Genomic DNA, 14,728 nt, shown 5'->3' with positions numbered 1-14,728 from the left:
CCCACCCTGTGGAGGAGTGGGGAAACCAGCACCCCCTTACCAACCCCCTTATGGTTGTAGAGGTAGCCATCGTATCCAGTGTTGGCAGATGGACTTCCATCTCCCTGTAGGTAGAATTTGTCCTGAACTGCATCGAAGGTAATTGTACGATATTGTTCTATCTCTTCATTATTTGTAGAATTATATATTGTATCCGCGTATGCAAATGGCGGCTGTTGAAATTCTGGCTGATTTGTTTGATCTTCACGCTTAAGTGTACATGAATTTTTAAACTCTATGGTAGAAACAGGTTGCTTTGTAAAGGTACTGACAGCAGGTCGTACATAACCCTTATCATCAGCGATCGCTTCCCCTGTAAAGGTACTGACAAAAGTAAACGTCCCTACTAAGAACACAATCAGTACCCTGCGTAGGAACAGGTATAAATGGTTCATAAATTTAACCTAGAAAATACTTTACTATAGTCAGTATGACAGTATGTCAAACTTAGTACCAAACTTTGTAATAAAACTTTGCATTAGGGATTTTTTGACAAAGAAATGCACCGCTTTTGATTGACCATGATCTCCGTATACCAAACCAATTCATTAATGAAAGATTCGAGTCTAGTTTGAAATTTTAAGTCAGACAAATCACCATTTTCATCAAATAATTCCTTCACCTTAGCAACAGGCAATTTATCAGGAATTGGTAATGCTCCTAAAGCCAGGCTAACTAATCGTAATTGTGCCAAACCATCAAGTCTTTCAAATCTTCCAGAAGAGACCGTACAAATACCAATAGGTTTATACTTTAAAGCCTGGGGTTCCAGATAATCAAGGGCATTTTTTAATACTCCTGGATAGCCATTTTTGTACAGGACTTACGCAAGGACACTGAGGAATATCTTTCTTTTCTGGTGTCTATGAACAACAACAATATCGCTTGGGCGAGCAGATTTATTCTGATTTATTTCCAAATTTAAAACTGCAATTAGACGACGTTATGCCAACTTCAGAATTCTGAAATAAAGCTCGAAACATTTAGCGCGATCGCTCTTTTTCCTTGAAACTATTCTGCAATGATATCATATCCGCTTGAATACTTATTCTTTGGTGGAAGGAAGGTCCCCCCTAACCCCCCTTTGAAAGGGGGGGAGAGGCAGAAGGTTTTCTTCTTGGTGTTTGACATAGATTGATTCTGGGTATGATTTTGCCAAAATTGAGGGGAATAAAACTCTAAAAGTCCCCCAAAATTGGGGGATTTAGGGGGCATGAACCAGAACCAAACAATCACGCATTCATACTTCAATTCAGCAACGCCAGCCTTTTTATTGCAGAGGTACTGATAACTGATAACTGAAATGACCCTCACTGGTTATACTAGAAAAGCTAAATGTCTTTAACCATCGCCCAAACTGGGATAATCTATATAGCCTTCTTCACCACTGGTATAAAAAGTATTACGATTGTATTTGTTAAGCTCGGCATTCAGAGCAAAGCGTTTAGGCAAATCGGGATTCGCTACAAACAGACGACCATAAGCTACGAAATCAGCAGTGTTATTTTGGAGAGCTTCCTCTCCTGTGTCGCGAGTATATCCACCTGCAGTAATAATTGCTCTACCAAATAGCGGACGGAAAAATTTGGCTCCCAAACCTTTACCATCATCTTCAACTGTTACGTTACCTTTGATACGGGGTTCAACAACATGAAGATAACCTATCCCCAAGCGGTCTAATTCTTGCGCAACATAATTGAAAGTAGCTGCCGGATTAGAATCGTGCATATCGTTGAAGGTACTACTAGGAGATAAGCGCACCCCTGGTAGCAAATAATTCAGAAGTCCTTCGGCAAGTTTGTTTAGATGGTGCTGGTTTGATTTTAATGCCAACCTGGTTAATTGGAGAAGATATCCGTGGGGGTCTTCTCGAAGCTGTACTTAATGATTTTCAGTTCTATCCCCACATAGATATGGATACAGGTATTTACGCACTTTATCTACCGAATCGTCGTAATTCCTTGAGAGTTAAAACTTTCATTGATTTTTTAACTCAACGCCTTGGTAACTCACTTCTATGGGAAAAATTTTGAACAATATGTAAGCATTCAGCTATTAGCACTCAGCTATCAGCAATGTGAGTAATAGACATCTCCATAAAATAGGGAACAGGAAGGAGAAATAATTGACAATTAATTTATGGATAATAATTGATTTGATTTTTAATTTCCACCAGATTTCAATGAATAATTAAGAGCTGATAGCTGACCGCTGTTTGCGCAGCATTCCGGAGGAAATGCTTACAACAATACTTGGCAATTTTAAGAGAAAATCTAAAAATAAACGCCTATTAGCTGATTTTGAGATTATTGTAGAAAATCAGCTCTAAAAATCACCTTTAGTGCTACTATAAATTATAAATTCTATTTTCTAGCACAGAATAATGAATAACAAAAATCTAGCAATAACTTTAGCTACAGTTGTTTTTCTAGCAGCCTGTGATGTTGGTAATAATAGTCATATTAAACTTAAACGTGATGGCTATCACAGTTCTAGTTATCCTAACTATATAAATCGTAGAAAAGTAGGAATTAAAAATCACATTCCAGCTAATTCTAATACCAGCTATGTTGTCAGTTATTGTCAAGAATTTATGGAATACGAAATGGGAATTCCTCGTAATAGTCGGTGGTCTTCAAGAAAAAATATAACTGAATCTACATCTGGTTGGCAATGGCAAGGTTGGGTAGAATTTGATGGGGAACGAAGCAATTTCATTTGCAATATTGATAACAATGAAGTAACAGCATATTTTCATAAAGAAACTTATCCTGATTATTTCCCCGATCATTTTTATGGAGGTGGCGATAGAATGAATAAAAGTAATATTAGTGTGGTAAGCTCTTGTAAAGAATTTATGCAATATGAAATGGGAATTCCTAGTAATGGGCGGTGGTCTTCTACTCAGAATGTGACTAAAACTGCTGAAGGTTGGCAGTGGCAAGGATGGGTAAATGTTTATGGAGAAAAAAATAAGTTTGTATGTACTGTTGATCCTAATGGAGTTAGAGTTGCCACTAATTTTGAAGACTCCTACAATTATGAATATGAATATAACTATACCTACTAAGTAGGGTCTGCTGAAAAAATTGGTTGCTGGGAGTAGGACACGGGGACGCACCAGACGCGGAGATGGGGGGAACAGGCAACGGTTTCAGCCATTTTATGTGAAGAAATTTTCTTGAATTTCAGCAGAAAATTTCAGTATTTTGAGGGAAATAAGAGCCATAAACTTGGAGATAAACTGAATATAAAAAGCTCCATTACCGTCAGCTATCCTGACTTTTAGTTTTATGAGCGCAAGCCCTAAGTAACTAATAAGTATTATTAAATGTACCGAATAATTCAGGTTTAAAGCCTCTTCTTTAAATAATATGAAATACGTTAATGTTTACTACCAAAGATTGATAGAGAGATGAGGAGATTTGTAAGTAGCACAATTTTTTATATGAAATACAAAAAATAAAGAAAAAAATCCTGTTAATCAATCCTATTCTTTTTCAGGAGAGGTAATAATTAATTATTAATTGTTGAATGAGCAAACTAAAGCTTCAAATTTACTAAGGTAAGGATAAAATTGGTGGCTCTAGTATTGCTTCATTACTCTTTGCATAGTCCGTTTATCGTCTCGTTGTTTAATAGTTTCACGCTTATCATGGAGCTTTTTACCCTGTGCCAAAGCAATATCAACTTTTACCCAACCACGCTTAAAATACATCCTCAATGGTACTAAAGTTAATCCCTGCTGTTCTACCTTACCAATCAATTTACGAATTTCTTGTTTGTGTAACAATAGCCTCCTACTACGACGAGGTTCGTGATTGAAAAATTCTCCTGCTTTTTGGTATGGAGAAATATGAACGTTCAGTAACCATGCTTCATTATTACGAATTAAGGCATAACCATCTCGTAAATTAACCTTACCTTCTCGGATTGATTTTACCTCTGTTCCTTGTAATGCAACACCAGCTTCATAAGTTTCAATAATATGATAGTTAAATCTAGCTTGGCGATTATCACTAATTATTTTACGTCCTTCACCACTTTTTTTATTCATAAGATATTTTAAGTACACTTAATTTTTTGTCTGTAATTTTTGATTATAGCAGAAGAAAGAAAGAAGAAGGAAGAAGGAAGAAGGAAAAGTCTTACGTTGTCTGAGTTTTCAACCTTTGAACTGTCCTAAGCTTTCCTTCGACTGCTATATACTACAAAATTATTAACTATAGAAAACATCAAAAGTTTTAGGTGAGGCGGTCAGCTTTTTTCACCTACTACCTAAAACCTTCTTAACTCTGAAAATTATCCTGGTATTTCTAACAGAGACCGCTCTAAAACAATCATCTCAGAATTAATCACTGAACTACGAGCTATAACTCTACCTAGAGAGTTCATAACTTGTAACTTATTAAAGTCTAAATCTTGTGCTTCTTGAAACATTTGCTTAACTAATTTATCTTGTTCTTCCTCAGTTTTGTCATACCAATCATTATTTAGTTCAACAATTAATAAACTACTGGGAAAATTAACTCTTAAAGATTCAATAATTCCAGCACCATATTCATTAGTAAGGTCATCAATTTGATTTTGAATTGACACAATTAAAATTTGCTCTGGTGTCAACTTTGGAGGTCCAACTATAATTGGTTCCACAGATTCAGGTGCTTCATCAAATGAATCTTCAGATACTTCTGGATCTACTGTAAGAGCTAGAGACTCTTCCGGGGCGATCGCTTCTATTTCTTCAGCTATAGGAATATCCGTCGGGGCGATCGCTTCTATTTCTTCAGCTATAGGAATATCCGCTACCTCAGTAGCAGGTTGACCAGAGGAAAAAGAAACAAAAATAATCACCACAATGAGGACAAAAATACCAGCGATCGCCCCTGTTAATAACCCATCAGAAAGCTTCTGACTTAGGGACGCTGGTAATAAGGAACGAACTAATCCTAAAACCTGTTGTCCAATACTAGGTTTGGCCACTACTGATTTTTTCTCAGTAGTAGATTGTTGTTCAGGTGGACTTTGCGGTGTCACGGAAGGAGTTTCTGTTGACTCTTGATAGACTGCTTCAGTTTCAGGTTGTTCTAAATTTGGTTGCTGTGGTTGGTCTTCTGACATTTACTTTATACCTTTTGGACTAAACAAATCGATGGATAAAACGATAAATTAATAAAAGACAAATTAGTATTCTGGACTATAGTCCTTTTTCTACTTAATTTATTTTCTCAAACGATGAGTATTAAAGGTCGTCAATTTTTATTTTTAAGTAGTCTCAGCAGCATTAGTGTTGTTGGTATATGCAGCAAAATAGTAAAAATTATTAATTTTTTTAGTCCTACTAATGCAGTGACATTAAACAATTCTTCCTCTGTTCAAACAAACCCTATTTTCAGATTTGTTTCTGTCGCTGATACTGGTGCAGGAGGCAAAGATCAATTTGCTGTAGCTGAAGCTATGGGGCGTTATTTTTTAAAATATCCTTTTGACTTTGTAATTCTTGGTGGGGATAATATTTATGAAGATGGAGAAATTGAAAAAATAGAAGATGTTTTTGAGAAACCATATAAATTTTTATTAGAAAAAGAAGTTAAATTTTATGCCTGTCTGGGCAACCACGATATTCGTACTGAAAATGGAGACTTGGAACTCAAATATCCAGGTTTTAATATGGCAGGAAGATACTATACTTTTCAGTATCACCCAATTCAATTTTTTGCCTTAGATACTAATATTAATGCTGACTGGGAAACCGAATTAAAATGGTTAGAAAAAGAATTGAGTAACAGTGAAGCACCTTGGAAAATAGTCTTTGGTCATCATCAAATTTATTCTTCTGGAATGTATGGGTTAAATGAAGATTTTATTCAAACTTTAACTCCTCTATTTAAAAAATATGGGGTTCAGCTTTATATTAATGGGCATGAACATGATTATGAAAGAACTAGCTCAATTAATGGTACTACTTATTTAATTTGTGGTGCGGGTGGCAAACAACGTCTTGTAGGGAAATCAGAGTGGACTGAATATTCTACAAGTGATTTTAGTTTTGCTGCTTTTGATGTTTATGAAGACCACATCATTGTTAGAGGAATTGATGTAAATAATCGTGTTTTTGACGAAGGTATAATTAACCTGAGTTGAAGGAAATTTTATACTAGAAGGAATAGGAGTCAGGAGTCAGTCCTCAGGAGTCAGGAGGGAAGAAAGAAGAAGAAAGAGGAATAGAAGGAGAAAGTTTTTTGGTCGTGTAAACGGAATGGAGTTCTATCACGCTCTTATCTGGACATGATATCATACCTCAAATTACCAACGCCCTATTTTACTTTGAACTATAAAGCGATTGATTGATTACTGAAAAGAGAAAAGCTTTAAAAGTGCAAACTTGCCAGTGATATTTGGGTTTTTAGGTATTCAGCAACCGCCTGTAATTTGAAAATATTTTCAAATGATGAAAAAATTACATATCACCCCGTAATGATGCAACGCCTTTTTATCATTAGACATCTGGTGAAAATTCAAAATCAAATCAATTATTATCCATAAATTATCAATTACTCCCCTCCTGGGAGGGGGAGGGGCGAGGGGTGGGTTCCCTGTTCCCTGTTGCCTCTTTTCTGGAGATGTCTACTAATTTAAGACGGACATGATATAAATATTTATCCCCCAATTTTTTACTATTCAACCTTCATTTGGAGGCATTTCCTTATTTGTAAATCGCTGAATTATAATTTGTATAGCTAAGGCGATTAAACCTAAAGTAACCATCGCACACATACAAGTAGCGAAAGCAATAACTCCCACCACTAAAGCACGCACAGCAGTCGAAATATTCACCACAAAAACATTATCTGAAATAATAGGTTTATTAGCAAATGTCTCAGAAATAGATTTCATTAACATATAGGCAAGTGTGGCTAATCCACCAGCAATTATCGCACTAGCCAAACATTGTAAAGGATTGACATTTGAAGTAGATTTTTCTTGAGATTTAGGAGTTAAATTTGTCATATATTTTGAATAGTTGAAGTCAGAATAAAAATTGTTTGTAACTATAATAGAGAACATGGAATAGGAAATAGTTGGAAAAACATTGCCTAGCCTAATATCGATGGTCAGTATAAATCCTAACAGGTCTGGCTATTGCTATATTAGAATTATGGGAAAAATGAAAATTAAATATAGCAGTTTATAACTTGGCAAAATAAAATACAGATTTCTAGAGTTTTCAACAACAACAAACAGAGAATAATAGTTATTAATTATTGCCAATTCAAAGTATTATATGTTCCTTCTACCTTCTACGTCCTGCCCTCTTCCCTCTTCAATGGGCAATAGTAATGCCACTAGAGTTAAACTGTGCTATCCAGAATTCTAGACCGGGGTCAGCCATTTTTGCTTTTACTGTGGCCTCAACTTCCTGTGCTTGAGCAAGAGATTCTGTCAAAGCAAATATAGTAGGTCCAGACCCCGACATCATAGCTCCTAAAACATTTTGGGAGGCAAAAGCTTCTCTTAATTTTAATAATTGCGGATATTCTGGTAAAGCCACCTTTTCTAAATCGTTGTGCAATAGTTTACCAATTTCTATATTGTCTTGGTGAGCGATCGCTGAAACCATTGGTCCAGAATGTACTCTTTGTATACTATTTTCCCGAGCTTCAGTATCATCAATATAAGTATGACCGAATTCTTGACGATAAGTGCGATAACTCCAGGGTGTAGAAATAGAGAGATTCTTGTATTTAGCCAAAACCACATAAAGTTGGTCTAAATTTGGTAGTGGGGAGAGAACTTCGCCACGTCCAGTTGCCAATGCTGTACCGCCACTAATACAAAAAGGAACATCTGAACCCAACTGTGCCCCCAACTCTTGCAACTCTCCCTGAGTTAAACCAAGTTCCCACATTAAATCTAATCCCACTAATACTGCTGCTGCATCTGTGGAACCTCCTGCTAACCCTGCTGCTACAGGAATCTGCTTATTGATAGTAATTTCAACGCCACCGTACCTGGCAAATACATCTGGAAATTGTTTACCGAGCAAGGAAGCTGCTCGGTAAGCAATATTGTCAGCATCAGCAGGAACCAGAGGATGTTCGCATCGAACCACAATAGTTTCAATTCCAATGGCACGAATATCTATTCTGTCTGCAAGACTAATGCTTTGCAAAACCATTGCTAATTCGTGATAACCATCTGGGCGATCGCCTATAATTTCCAGATACAGATTGATTTTAGCAGGAGCAATTAATGAATAGGAGCGCATTTTAGCTAGTTTAGTATTAGATATTTTAACTCGAAGGAAGTAAAGGAAAAGGTTAATTTTTTGACCAAAATCATCTCTAGCTACTTCCAAGTGGCAAGAATTTATATTCCTAAGGTTCTTACTTTACTTTAATTATTATAATTTATAAGTTTATTGATTAAATATCAATAGACATTTCCTCCAAAAGAGGGAGTAGGGAGTAGGGGGAAATAATTGATAATTATTGATAATTCATGTGCGATAGTTGATTTTATTTTTCTTTTTTACGATCGCCAGATGTCTAATAGTTTATAAAAAAGTGCTAATGATAGTTATTCTGCCTGATTAAAAGCTGCAAAAAATTTACCCAGCTAGCATCTCTAAAACTGGATATATTCCCCGGTCATAACTATCTTGATTTCGCTTAATAAACCATAATCAAAATCTTCTTATCCCTTGTTTCTACTCCCTATCCCAATATCTATGAGACATGATACTAATCAGATTTTTTCAGTTTAGATGGTGAAATAGGTAGATCGTTTAGTGGAGGATAATCAGGAGAATCTCCCACTAATTCAGCTAATGCTTCTGACATGGCTTTCGGGTCCATAAATAGAACCTTAGAATTAGCACTTTCACTTAATTTCTGATTAGTTTCTAAATATCTTTGAGCAATCAGAAATTGCATAAATTCTGGACTATCTGGGCGCAAATTTAAAATTTTGGAAAGAACCTCTATAGACTCTGCTTGTCCTTGAGCTTTAGCAATAGCAGCTCTTTTTTCTCCCTCTGCTTGTTCAAGCATAGCTTTTTTCTCACTTAAAGCTACCCTTTCCGACTCCATTGCTGCTTGCACTTTTTCAGGAAAAATAATATTTTGAACCTCGACACGAATCACTTTGACACCCCAACTAGAAGTAGCTTCATCCAATTTCTTCAACAAAGCTTTATCAATTTCATCTTTTGTAGATAAAACTTCTTGAAGTGGCAAGCGACCAATTTCAGAACGCAGAGAAGTTAAAACTATATTATCAATAGCATTTTCTACGTCTTCAATTGCATAATACGCTCTCTCGATTTCTATAATCTGCCAGTAGACTACTGCATCTACCTGCAATGTCAAATTATCATTAGTAATGACTGACTGAGGGTCAATATCCAAGACCCTTTCGCGGATGGTATCAACATGAGCTATTTTTTCTACTAGAGGTAGAACAAACTGAAGTCCAGGCTTCAAAGTGCGCTTATACTTACCCAAGCGTTCTACTAAAGCCTCATCTCCTTCATCAATAACTTTTACAGATGAATTAACTGTATAACCAATGATTGCAGTTGCTATAAGAGCCACAAGATATTGAAGCATAAGATGTTAGAAATTAGGTTAATTATTTTGATACTAGCATTATCAATTAAAAAGTAGTCAAGTCAAAAGTTAACAATTTTCTTTTTGGCTGTTGAGATTGGGACTTAAACGAAAAATTTTAGCCCCAATCAAATCTAAACCCTCGAAGCTATTGTTTAACAAATAAGTAGAAAATCTAAAATTATTAATAATTGTCCCAATAATCACAGTTTTTGATTTTTACTTAAATTAGTTAGTTAATAATCTGAAATTTTATTCTTGAGGAGTATATATGGTAAATGCTGCAGAACAGGCCAAAAATTTTCAAGTAGCTAGTAAAATTGCTTCAGTAGTAAATTTATTTAAGTCCCAGTTTGCAGATGTTAAGGTCGATCTCAAGCCCTGGATGAACGATCCAGATACTTTGGAGTTAGTTGACCCAGATTCTATAGATATTGGTTTTCATTTGCCTGGTAGAAGTAGGTCTCTGGAAAGTCGTTGTTTATTGGTGCAAATTCGTTTATATCAAGATCCTATTGAAGCTTATTCTCGTGTAATTGGAGTGGAAGTTGCTGGTTACGATCATCGCGGAGAACAATGGAAATTATCAACGGTGGGTGGCTGGCATTTTGTGGGAAATACCCAACCCACAACAGAATCTGCTGCCAAACTGAAATATTTCTGTCGGCAGATTTTTGAGCTATTCAATAATGATGATTTGGCTGCTTAATTGGGATTAGCCAAAACCTTTTGGTTCTCGATCTTGGAAGATTTTACCAAAAAAATGGGTTTAAAGCCCCGCCCTTCTAGGGCGACTTTTTAGCTTTTTTTTTCAATAGATATGTTATCATGCTGTTAGTTTAGATAGGAATTATGAAAGCTAGATTTAAGTATCGTATATATCCAACACCGGGACAAAGATACCAAATAGCAAAGCTATTTGGTTCTGTCCGTGTTGTTTAGAATGATATCCTAGCTTATTGTCAAGAAAAGTATAGATCGGGAGCAAAGAAACCCACTAATTCTGAACTACAAAAACAGTTTATTACTCAGGCTAAGAAGACTGAATGTAGAGGGTGGCTCTCAGAAGTTTCCAGCATACCATTGCAGCAATCTTTGAATGATTTAAACCAAGCTTATCAAAACTTTTTTAAATCAACAAAAGGCCAGAGAAAAGGTAAACCTGTTAAGCCTCCTAAATTCAAAAGCAGGAAATCAAAACAAACTGCAAGATTTACAAAAGGAGGGTTGAAAATTGGTCAACATCAAGTTTATTTAGCTAAGATTGGAAAGCTGAAAATTGTTTGGTCAAGAGAGTTGCGTGCTGCTCCATCATCAGTAACAATTATCAAGGACTCAGCTAATAGAGTTGTCGCTTTATAACTGAAAAAAATCCCAAAAACCTTGTTTTGTAAGGATTGTAGCTATTGGAAAATAAAAATGCTTGGAATTATTGCTCTGTCTAGGTTAGAGTGATTTTTTCCCTTTATTTAGCGACAACTCTAATAGATATTTCTTAAGTTTTGTAGTAGAAATTATACCAGAAACCTTGGCTCATACTGATAATTCAGTAGGTATAGATTTAGGCATTTCTACCTTTGCAACCTTGAGTAATGGTACAAAGATTGATGCACCAAAACCACTCAAAAAACAATTAAGAAGTAGCCTGTTTCAGAGGAGCTGTGCTAACGAAAGTTAAGCAAGTCATTATCTAATAAAACTCAAGGGTCTAAAAGGTATGAAAAAGCACGGGTTAGAGTAGCTAAGTTCCATGGTAAACTGCAAAGATACAAGAACTAATTTTTTGCATAAATTATCTACTAAAATAATTCGTGACAACCAAACAGTTGTTTTAGAAGATTTGTTTGCAAAGGATTCCGAAGGAAACCTTTCTGGCATGGTAAAAAAGCGGTGCGACTCCGCAATGACGCCAGTCGCAAGGGAACACGCACCAAGAGACCGCAAATTATCCAGAGCTATATCCGATTTAGGTTGGTGACAATTTAGAACTTTCTTAGAAGGAAAAGCTGAGAAATACGCTCGTGATTTTAGAGTCATTAGCAGGTGGGAACCTACAAGTCAAGTTTGCTCAAATTGTGGCTTTAAAGGTGGCAAGTTAGACCTTCAGATGCGAGAATGGGAATGCCTTAACTGTGGCGCAAAACACCATAGAGACTAGAATGCAGCAATAAATATATTAGTCGCGGGCGGGCAGTCCGAGACAAAAAACGGACCTGGAGGCAAGCGTAACCTACCCCCATCCCTTCCTAGGAGGGGAGTAATAGGGGTGGGTGCAGCACCCAATGTTAGCGGAGTTTTGCGCCAGCAAAACGTCAACCCACCGAATAACTAAGACTCGGTAGGAATCTCCGTGCCTGCCTCTTGCCTCCTGCGGAGGAGCTGCGCTAACAAAGGAGTATTCCGATCGGAATGCTGCGCAAACGCTAACAGGCCGGAGAGGATGTCAAGGATAACTTGAACTTCTGGCTTTCTTGTATCCATAAACGCCCTCCCCCTGCCTGACTTTTGTTAGGTTTGTGGGGATGATATACAATTTTGCAATATCCTAATATTTCACCTTCTTGAAAACTAGACATTAGCATGGTTTGTCTCGGAATGTTAACAATGTTTGCTATGGCTTTGACTTTTTCTCAAGTTTTGAAAACTGATAACTACTTTTTTCCTATCATCATTATAAAAGTTTTTCTGCTTAATACTTGTTCTTTTAATAAATAGTAATTGGTGGTAGATTTGGCTGAGGATTAGCAACTCTTCTCAATAATTCTTGTCTAGCTTGTTGAGGATTTTGACCATTAGGAACTTGATATAATAATCTACAAGAACCATCTTGAGGATTAGCAGCACAAATCATTGGCTGTCCATTTTTAGAAATACTGACAGTGATACTTCGATATCCGTTTCTTTGTTGAGTAGATAAAATTCCAGATACTCTAGTACATCTAGTCAGAGCATCTTCTCCTGATTCGGTAAAATAATTATTAGAATTCCAGAGAATAATCGGAATATTTTTGCCTTGTTTAGTGGCTATTGTTGCTGGAGTTGCCCCGATTTTCCCACAGAAAAAATTAGTAGTTTGAGCTTCAGCAGAACGATGATTTATAGGAATATTTAACAATCCAATTACTGTGGCAGCAACAATAGAAGTTAATGATAAAATTTTCATTGATTATAATCTACATAGATAACAATACTAATATTCTATAAATTTATATATAGTTCTTGACTGTCAGTAATGGCATTTAAGCAAATTTTTTTTTAGTATACTTGGGAAATTATGGAAGCTTTGATTATCAGTGATTCTTGTGTAGTTATAATTTCTAATTAATAAATTACTTGCTTTGCTTATATTCCTTATTCAATTTATTATCTGCCTTAACTTCGGTTCAATAAAACCTTCCCAATAATAGCAGTCAATCAACCAGATATAATGTAGAATAATCAACTTATTGGGAGTGGGTTAAAAAATAGTGACTCAGTGTCAAACTAAAAACTTAGTCAAGATATTTTTGGAAAAATTCTATAGTGCGACTTTGGGCAAGATTAGTAGCTTCTAAGTTATAGTCTTTTCCTTCTATCCGAGCAAAGCCGTGATTAATATTTGGATAAGAATGTATTGTTACTAAAGGATAATTACTCAATTCAATTTTTAGTTGAGACTGAATTTCTGGAGAAACATATTCATCTTTTTCAGCAAGATGAAGTATTAATGGATTTTGAATATTAGCAGCTTCATCAAGATTTTTTTCAATGCCAACTCCATAATAACTAACGTTACATTTTGCTTGGGAACGAGTAGCCATTAAATAAGCGAGTTTTCCTCCTAAACAAAAACCTACACTGCCAATTTTGCCAGTACATTCTGGTAATTCTTTGAGAGTTTTCATTGTAGAAATTAAATCATCAATTCCTTTATTTTCATCAAAATGTTGGTAAAGTTCAAATGCTTTTTGCCAGTCATTCTCAGATTTATCGGTAAGTTCAATATCTGCTTCTTGACGCCAAAATAAATCAGGGACTATTGCCACATAACCTGCTTGAGCATATTCATCAGCTATATTACGCATTACTTCATTAACTCCAAAAATTTCTTGGATAATTATTAATCCAGGAGCAGGTGTAGAAGTAGGTGTTTTTAAGTAAGCGGAAAAAGTCTCGCCGTTATTACTGGGAATTTTAATTTTCATCTTGGTTAATTGATTTGATATTGCCGTTATATTTATAGATTACTTTAACATTATTCAGTCAATTCAGTTAGCTTCCTGCCGGAGGAACTGTGGGCTTCAATTAGTCTCTTGACAGAGGAGCTACCCTAGCTTCTTATCTCAAGGGTAATAAATGTTTGCTACATTTTTGCACTGCTGAGGAGTAGGGTAGTAGGGATGCTGCATGCAACGTCCGAGAGCGAGAAATAAACATAAGAATAATTAACAATAACTGGCTAATAATTATCAAAAAAGTAATTGATTATTTGTTAATTACTTAATAATTGAAGTGTCACTTGTAACTTAAGTATAGCATTCTTTTTTCACACTTGGTATTACAAAGGAATTACGTTATCAGGACTTCCTACAATATGGAGACGAGAAGATGCATAATTTAAAAAAGGGAGGCTTGAGACATGATTTTTTTTGTCTAAAAATAAGGAATGGTCTCAAAATAGCATTTAATAAATAATTTTGATATAGCAATTCCCAAGAGGTGTGAGGGACAAAATTTGTTTGTTTTATGGAGCATCGGATCTGCGAACAGGGAAAAGAATAGAATAGAAATAAAGATAAGTGTATACCTCATTAGTCTGAGAAACACTATAAAAATATTATTAATACTCTCGGTAATTGTTGATATTAAGAGTGAGTTAACAACTGGGAATTTTTATATTTCTTTAAATCAGGTTCAAGTTAATATAATCAAGCTAATTACTCGAATAGTTATACTTAAAATTTAATTTAACTAAATTTTGCTTGAATACAACATTTCCATGAAAAATAACAAAGAGAAAAGTAGTTTTTTCAATATAAAATTTTTGTGTACTTTATTCTCTATTACCTTTTATTCAAAAATATATTTACAATCCAAAT

Annotated in this window: 18 protein-coding genes and 1 pseudogene; 9 read left to right on the top strand and 10 right to left on the bottom strand. The window is 35.4% G+C overall.

Annotation, left to right across the window (positions count from 1 at the left end):
* The 3 genes from D5R40_RS13085 to D5R40_RS13070 all read right to left on the bottom strand — a co-directional run.
* Positions 1-434, bottom strand: a 434-nt coding sequence (locus D5R40_RS13085; protein ID WP_134239615.1) for a hypothetical protein, incomplete at its 3' end; no start/stop codon positions are given.
* Positions 435-517: 83 nt separating this feature from the next.
* On the bottom strand, positions 518-859 hold the full coding sequence (locus D5R40_RS13080) for an NADPH-dependent FMN reductase (RefSeq protein ID WP_282433628.1): 342 nt from the start codon (positions 857-859) through the stop codon (positions 518-520).
* Positions 860-1,380: 521 nt separating this feature from the next.
* Positions 1,381-1,872 (bottom strand): oxidoreductase, encoded by a 492-nt coding sequence (locus D5R40_RS13070; RefSeq protein WP_240041589.1) that lies wholly within the window; start codon positions 1,870-1,872, stop codon positions 1,381-1,383.
* Here D5R40_RS13070 and D5R40_RS13065 point away from each other — a divergent pair.
* Positions 1,857-2,072: a type 2 periplasmic-binding domain-containing protein gene (locus D5R40_RS13065; RefSeq protein ID WP_240041588.1), complete on the top strand. Its 216-nt coding sequence runs from the start codon at positions 1,857-1,859 to the stop codon at positions 2,070-2,072. The two genes, D5R40_RS13070 and D5R40_RS13065, sit on opposite strands and share 16 nt — an antisense overlap.
* A gap of 350 nt (positions 2,073-2,422) precedes the next feature.
* Positions 2,423-3,109 carry a hypothetical protein gene (locus D5R40_RS13060; protein WP_124154744.1) on the top strand — a complete coding sequence of 229 codons (687 nt, stop codon included), beginning with the start codon at positions 2,423-2,425 and terminating at the stop codon, positions 3,107-3,109.
* 516 nt (positions 3,110-3,625) lie between these two features.
* Here D5R40_RS13060 and smpB read toward each other — a convergent pair.
* On the bottom strand, positions 3,626-4,096 hold the full coding sequence (gene smpB, locus D5R40_RS13055; RefSeq protein WP_124154743.1) for an SsrA-binding protein SmpB: 471 nt from the start codon (positions 4,094-4,096) through the stop codon (positions 3,626-3,628).
* Positions 4,097-4,341: 245 nt separating this feature from the next.
* On the bottom strand, positions 4,342-5,160 hold the full coding sequence (locus D5R40_RS13050; protein ID WP_124154742.1) for a hypothetical protein: 819 nt from the start codon (positions 5,158-5,160) through the stop codon (positions 4,342-4,344).
* Positions 5,161-5,274: 114 nt separating this feature from the next.
* Between D5R40_RS13050 and D5R40_RS13045 the strand changes: the two genes are divergently transcribed.
* Entirely contained in the window at positions 5,275-6,183 is a 909-nt protein-coding gene (locus tag D5R40_RS13045; protein ID WP_124154741.1) for a metallophosphoesterase family protein, read from the top strand.
* Positions 6,184-6,720: 537 nt separating this feature from the next.
* On the opposite strand, the gene D5R40_RS13040 is transcribed toward D5R40_RS13045, so the two are convergent.
* From D5R40_RS13040 to D5R40_RS13030, 3 genes are all read right to left on the bottom strand, one after another.
* Positions 6,721-7,050 (bottom strand): DUF3082 domain-containing protein, encoded by a 330-nt coding sequence (locus D5R40_RS13040; protein ID WP_124145336.1) that lies wholly within the window; start codon positions 7,048-7,050, stop codon positions 6,721-6,723.
* Between the two features lie 313 nt (positions 7,051-7,363).
* Complete coding sequence (ispE, locus tag D5R40_RS13035) at positions 7,364-8,308, bottom strand: 4-(cytidine 5'-diphospho)-2-C-methyl-D-erythritol kinase (RefSeq protein WP_124145362.1); 945 nt, start codon at positions 8,306-8,308, stop codon at positions 7,364-7,366.
* A 475-nt stretch (positions 8,309-8,783) separates the two neighbouring features.
* On the bottom strand, positions 8,784-9,650 hold the full coding sequence (locus D5R40_RS13030) for an SPFH domain-containing protein (protein WP_124145337.1): 867 nt from the start codon (positions 9,648-9,650) through the stop codon (positions 8,784-8,786).
* A 271-nt stretch (positions 9,651-9,921) separates the two neighbouring features.
* On the opposite strand from D5R40_RS13030, the gene D5R40_RS13025 reads away from it, so the two are divergent.
* The 6 genes and pseudogenes from D5R40_RS13025 to D5R40_RS37730 all read left to right on the top strand — a co-directional run.
* Positions 9,922-10,359: a Tery_1686 family protein gene (locus D5R40_RS13025; protein WP_124145338.1), complete on the top strand. Its 438-nt coding sequence runs from the start codon at positions 9,922-9,924 to the stop codon at positions 10,357-10,359.
* A 143-nt stretch (positions 10,360-10,502) separates the two neighbouring features.
* On the top strand, positions 10,503-10,592 hold the full coding sequence (locus D5R40_RS39545; RefSeq protein ID WP_240038976.1) for a helix-turn-helix domain-containing protein: 90 nt from the start codon (positions 10,503-10,505) through the stop codon (positions 10,590-10,592).
* Between the two features lie 153 nt (positions 10,593-10,745).
* Complete coding sequence (locus D5R40_RS39540; protein WP_240038977.1) at positions 10,746-11,012, top strand: hypothetical protein; 267 nt, start codon at positions 10,746-10,748, stop codon at positions 11,010-11,012.
* A 151-nt stretch (positions 11,013-11,163) separates the two neighbouring features.
* Positions 11,164-11,328 carry a transposase gene (locus D5R40_RS39535; RefSeq protein ID WP_275670385.1) on the top strand — a complete coding sequence of 55 codons (165 nt, stop codon included), beginning with the start codon at positions 11,164-11,166 and terminating at the stop codon, positions 11,326-11,328.
* Between the two features lie 72 nt (positions 11,329-11,400).
* Positions 11,401-11,628 (top strand): transposase, encoded by a 228-nt coding sequence (locus D5R40_RS39530; RefSeq protein ID WP_240041587.1) that lies wholly within the window; start codon positions 11,401-11,403, stop codon positions 11,626-11,628.
* A gap of 12 nt (positions 11,629-11,640) precedes the next feature.
* A pseudogene (locus tag D5R40_RS37730) lies at positions 11,641-11,808 on the top strand (zinc ribbon domain-containing protein); the annotation flags it as partial.
* Positions 11,809-12,354: 546 nt separating this feature from the next.
* Here the strand turns inward: D5R40_RS37730 and D5R40_RS13010 are convergent.
* Both D5R40_RS13010 and D5R40_RS13005 read right to left on the bottom strand, forming a co-directional pair.
* A complete protein-coding gene (locus D5R40_RS13010; protein ID WP_124145339.1) occupies positions 12,355-12,813 on the bottom strand; it encodes a COP23 domain-containing protein in 459 nt (152 codons plus the stop codon).
* Between the two features lie 328 nt (positions 12,814-13,141).
* Positions 13,142-13,834, bottom strand: coding sequence for a dienelactone hydrolase family protein (locus D5R40_RS13005; RefSeq protein WP_124145340.1), 693 nt, complete (start codon positions 13,832-13,834; stop codon positions 13,142-13,144).
* Positions 13,835-14,728 lie beyond the last annotated feature (894 nt).

The sequence above is a fragment of the Okeania hirsuta genome (assembly GCF_003838195.1).
In the GTDB taxonomy this organism is placed as follows: Bacteria; Cyanobacteriota; Cyanobacteriia; order Cyanobacteriales; family Microcoleaceae; genus Okeania; species Okeania hirsuta.
This window is presented reverse-complemented; position numbering and strand designations above follow the sequence as displayed.

What these genes read in the sequence shown, in the direction of transcription:
- D5R40_RS13045 (WP_124154741.1), top strand. Translation starts at nt 5,275, where the DNA reads ATGAGTATTAAAGGTCGTCAATTTTTATTTTTAAGTAGTCTCAGCAGC.
- D5R40_RS13030 (WP_124145337.1), bottom strand. Translation starts at nt 9,650, where the DNA reads ATGCTTCAATATCTTGTGGCTCTTATAGCAACTGCAATCATTGGTTAT.
- smpB (WP_124154743.1), bottom strand. Translation starts at nt 4,096, where the DNA reads ATGAATAAAAAAAGTGGTGAAGGACGTAAAATAATTAGTGATAATCGC.
- D5R40_RS39530 (WP_240041587.1), top strand. Translation starts at nt 11,401, where the DNA reads ATGGTAAACTGCAAAGATACAAGAACTAATTTTTTGCATAAATTATCT.
- D5R40_RS13005 (WP_124145340.1), bottom strand. Translation starts at nt 13,834, where the DNA reads ATGAAAATTAAAATTCCCAGTAATAACGGCGAGACTTTTTCCGCTTAC.
- D5R40_RS13025 (WP_124145338.1), top strand. Translation starts at nt 9,922, where the DNA reads ATGGTAAATGCTGCAGAACAGGCCAAAAATTTTCAAGTAGCTAGTAAA.
- D5R40_RS13050 (WP_124154742.1), bottom strand. Translation starts at nt 5,160, where the DNA reads ATGTCAGAAGACCAACCACAGCAACCAAATTTAGAACAACCTGAAACT.
- D5R40_RS13010 (WP_124145339.1), bottom strand. Translation starts at nt 12,813, where the DNA reads ATGAAAATTTTATCATTAACTTCTATTGTTGCTGCCACAGTAATTGGA.
- ispE (WP_124145362.1), bottom strand. Translation starts at nt 8,308, where the DNA reads ATGCGCTCCTATTCATTAATTGCTCCTGCTAAAATCAATCTGTATCTG.
- D5R40_RS39545 (WP_240038976.1), top strand. Translation starts at nt 10,503, where the DNA reads ATGAAAGCTAGATTTAAGTATCGTATATATCCAACACCGGGACAAAGA.
- D5R40_RS13060 (WP_124154744.1), top strand. Translation starts at nt 2,423, where the DNA reads ATGAATAACAAAAATCTAGCAATAACTTTAGCTACAGTTGTTTTTCTA.
- D5R40_RS13040 (WP_124145336.1), bottom strand. Translation starts at nt 7,050, where the DNA reads ATGACAAATTTAACTCCTAAATCTCAAGAAAAATCTACTTCAAATGTC.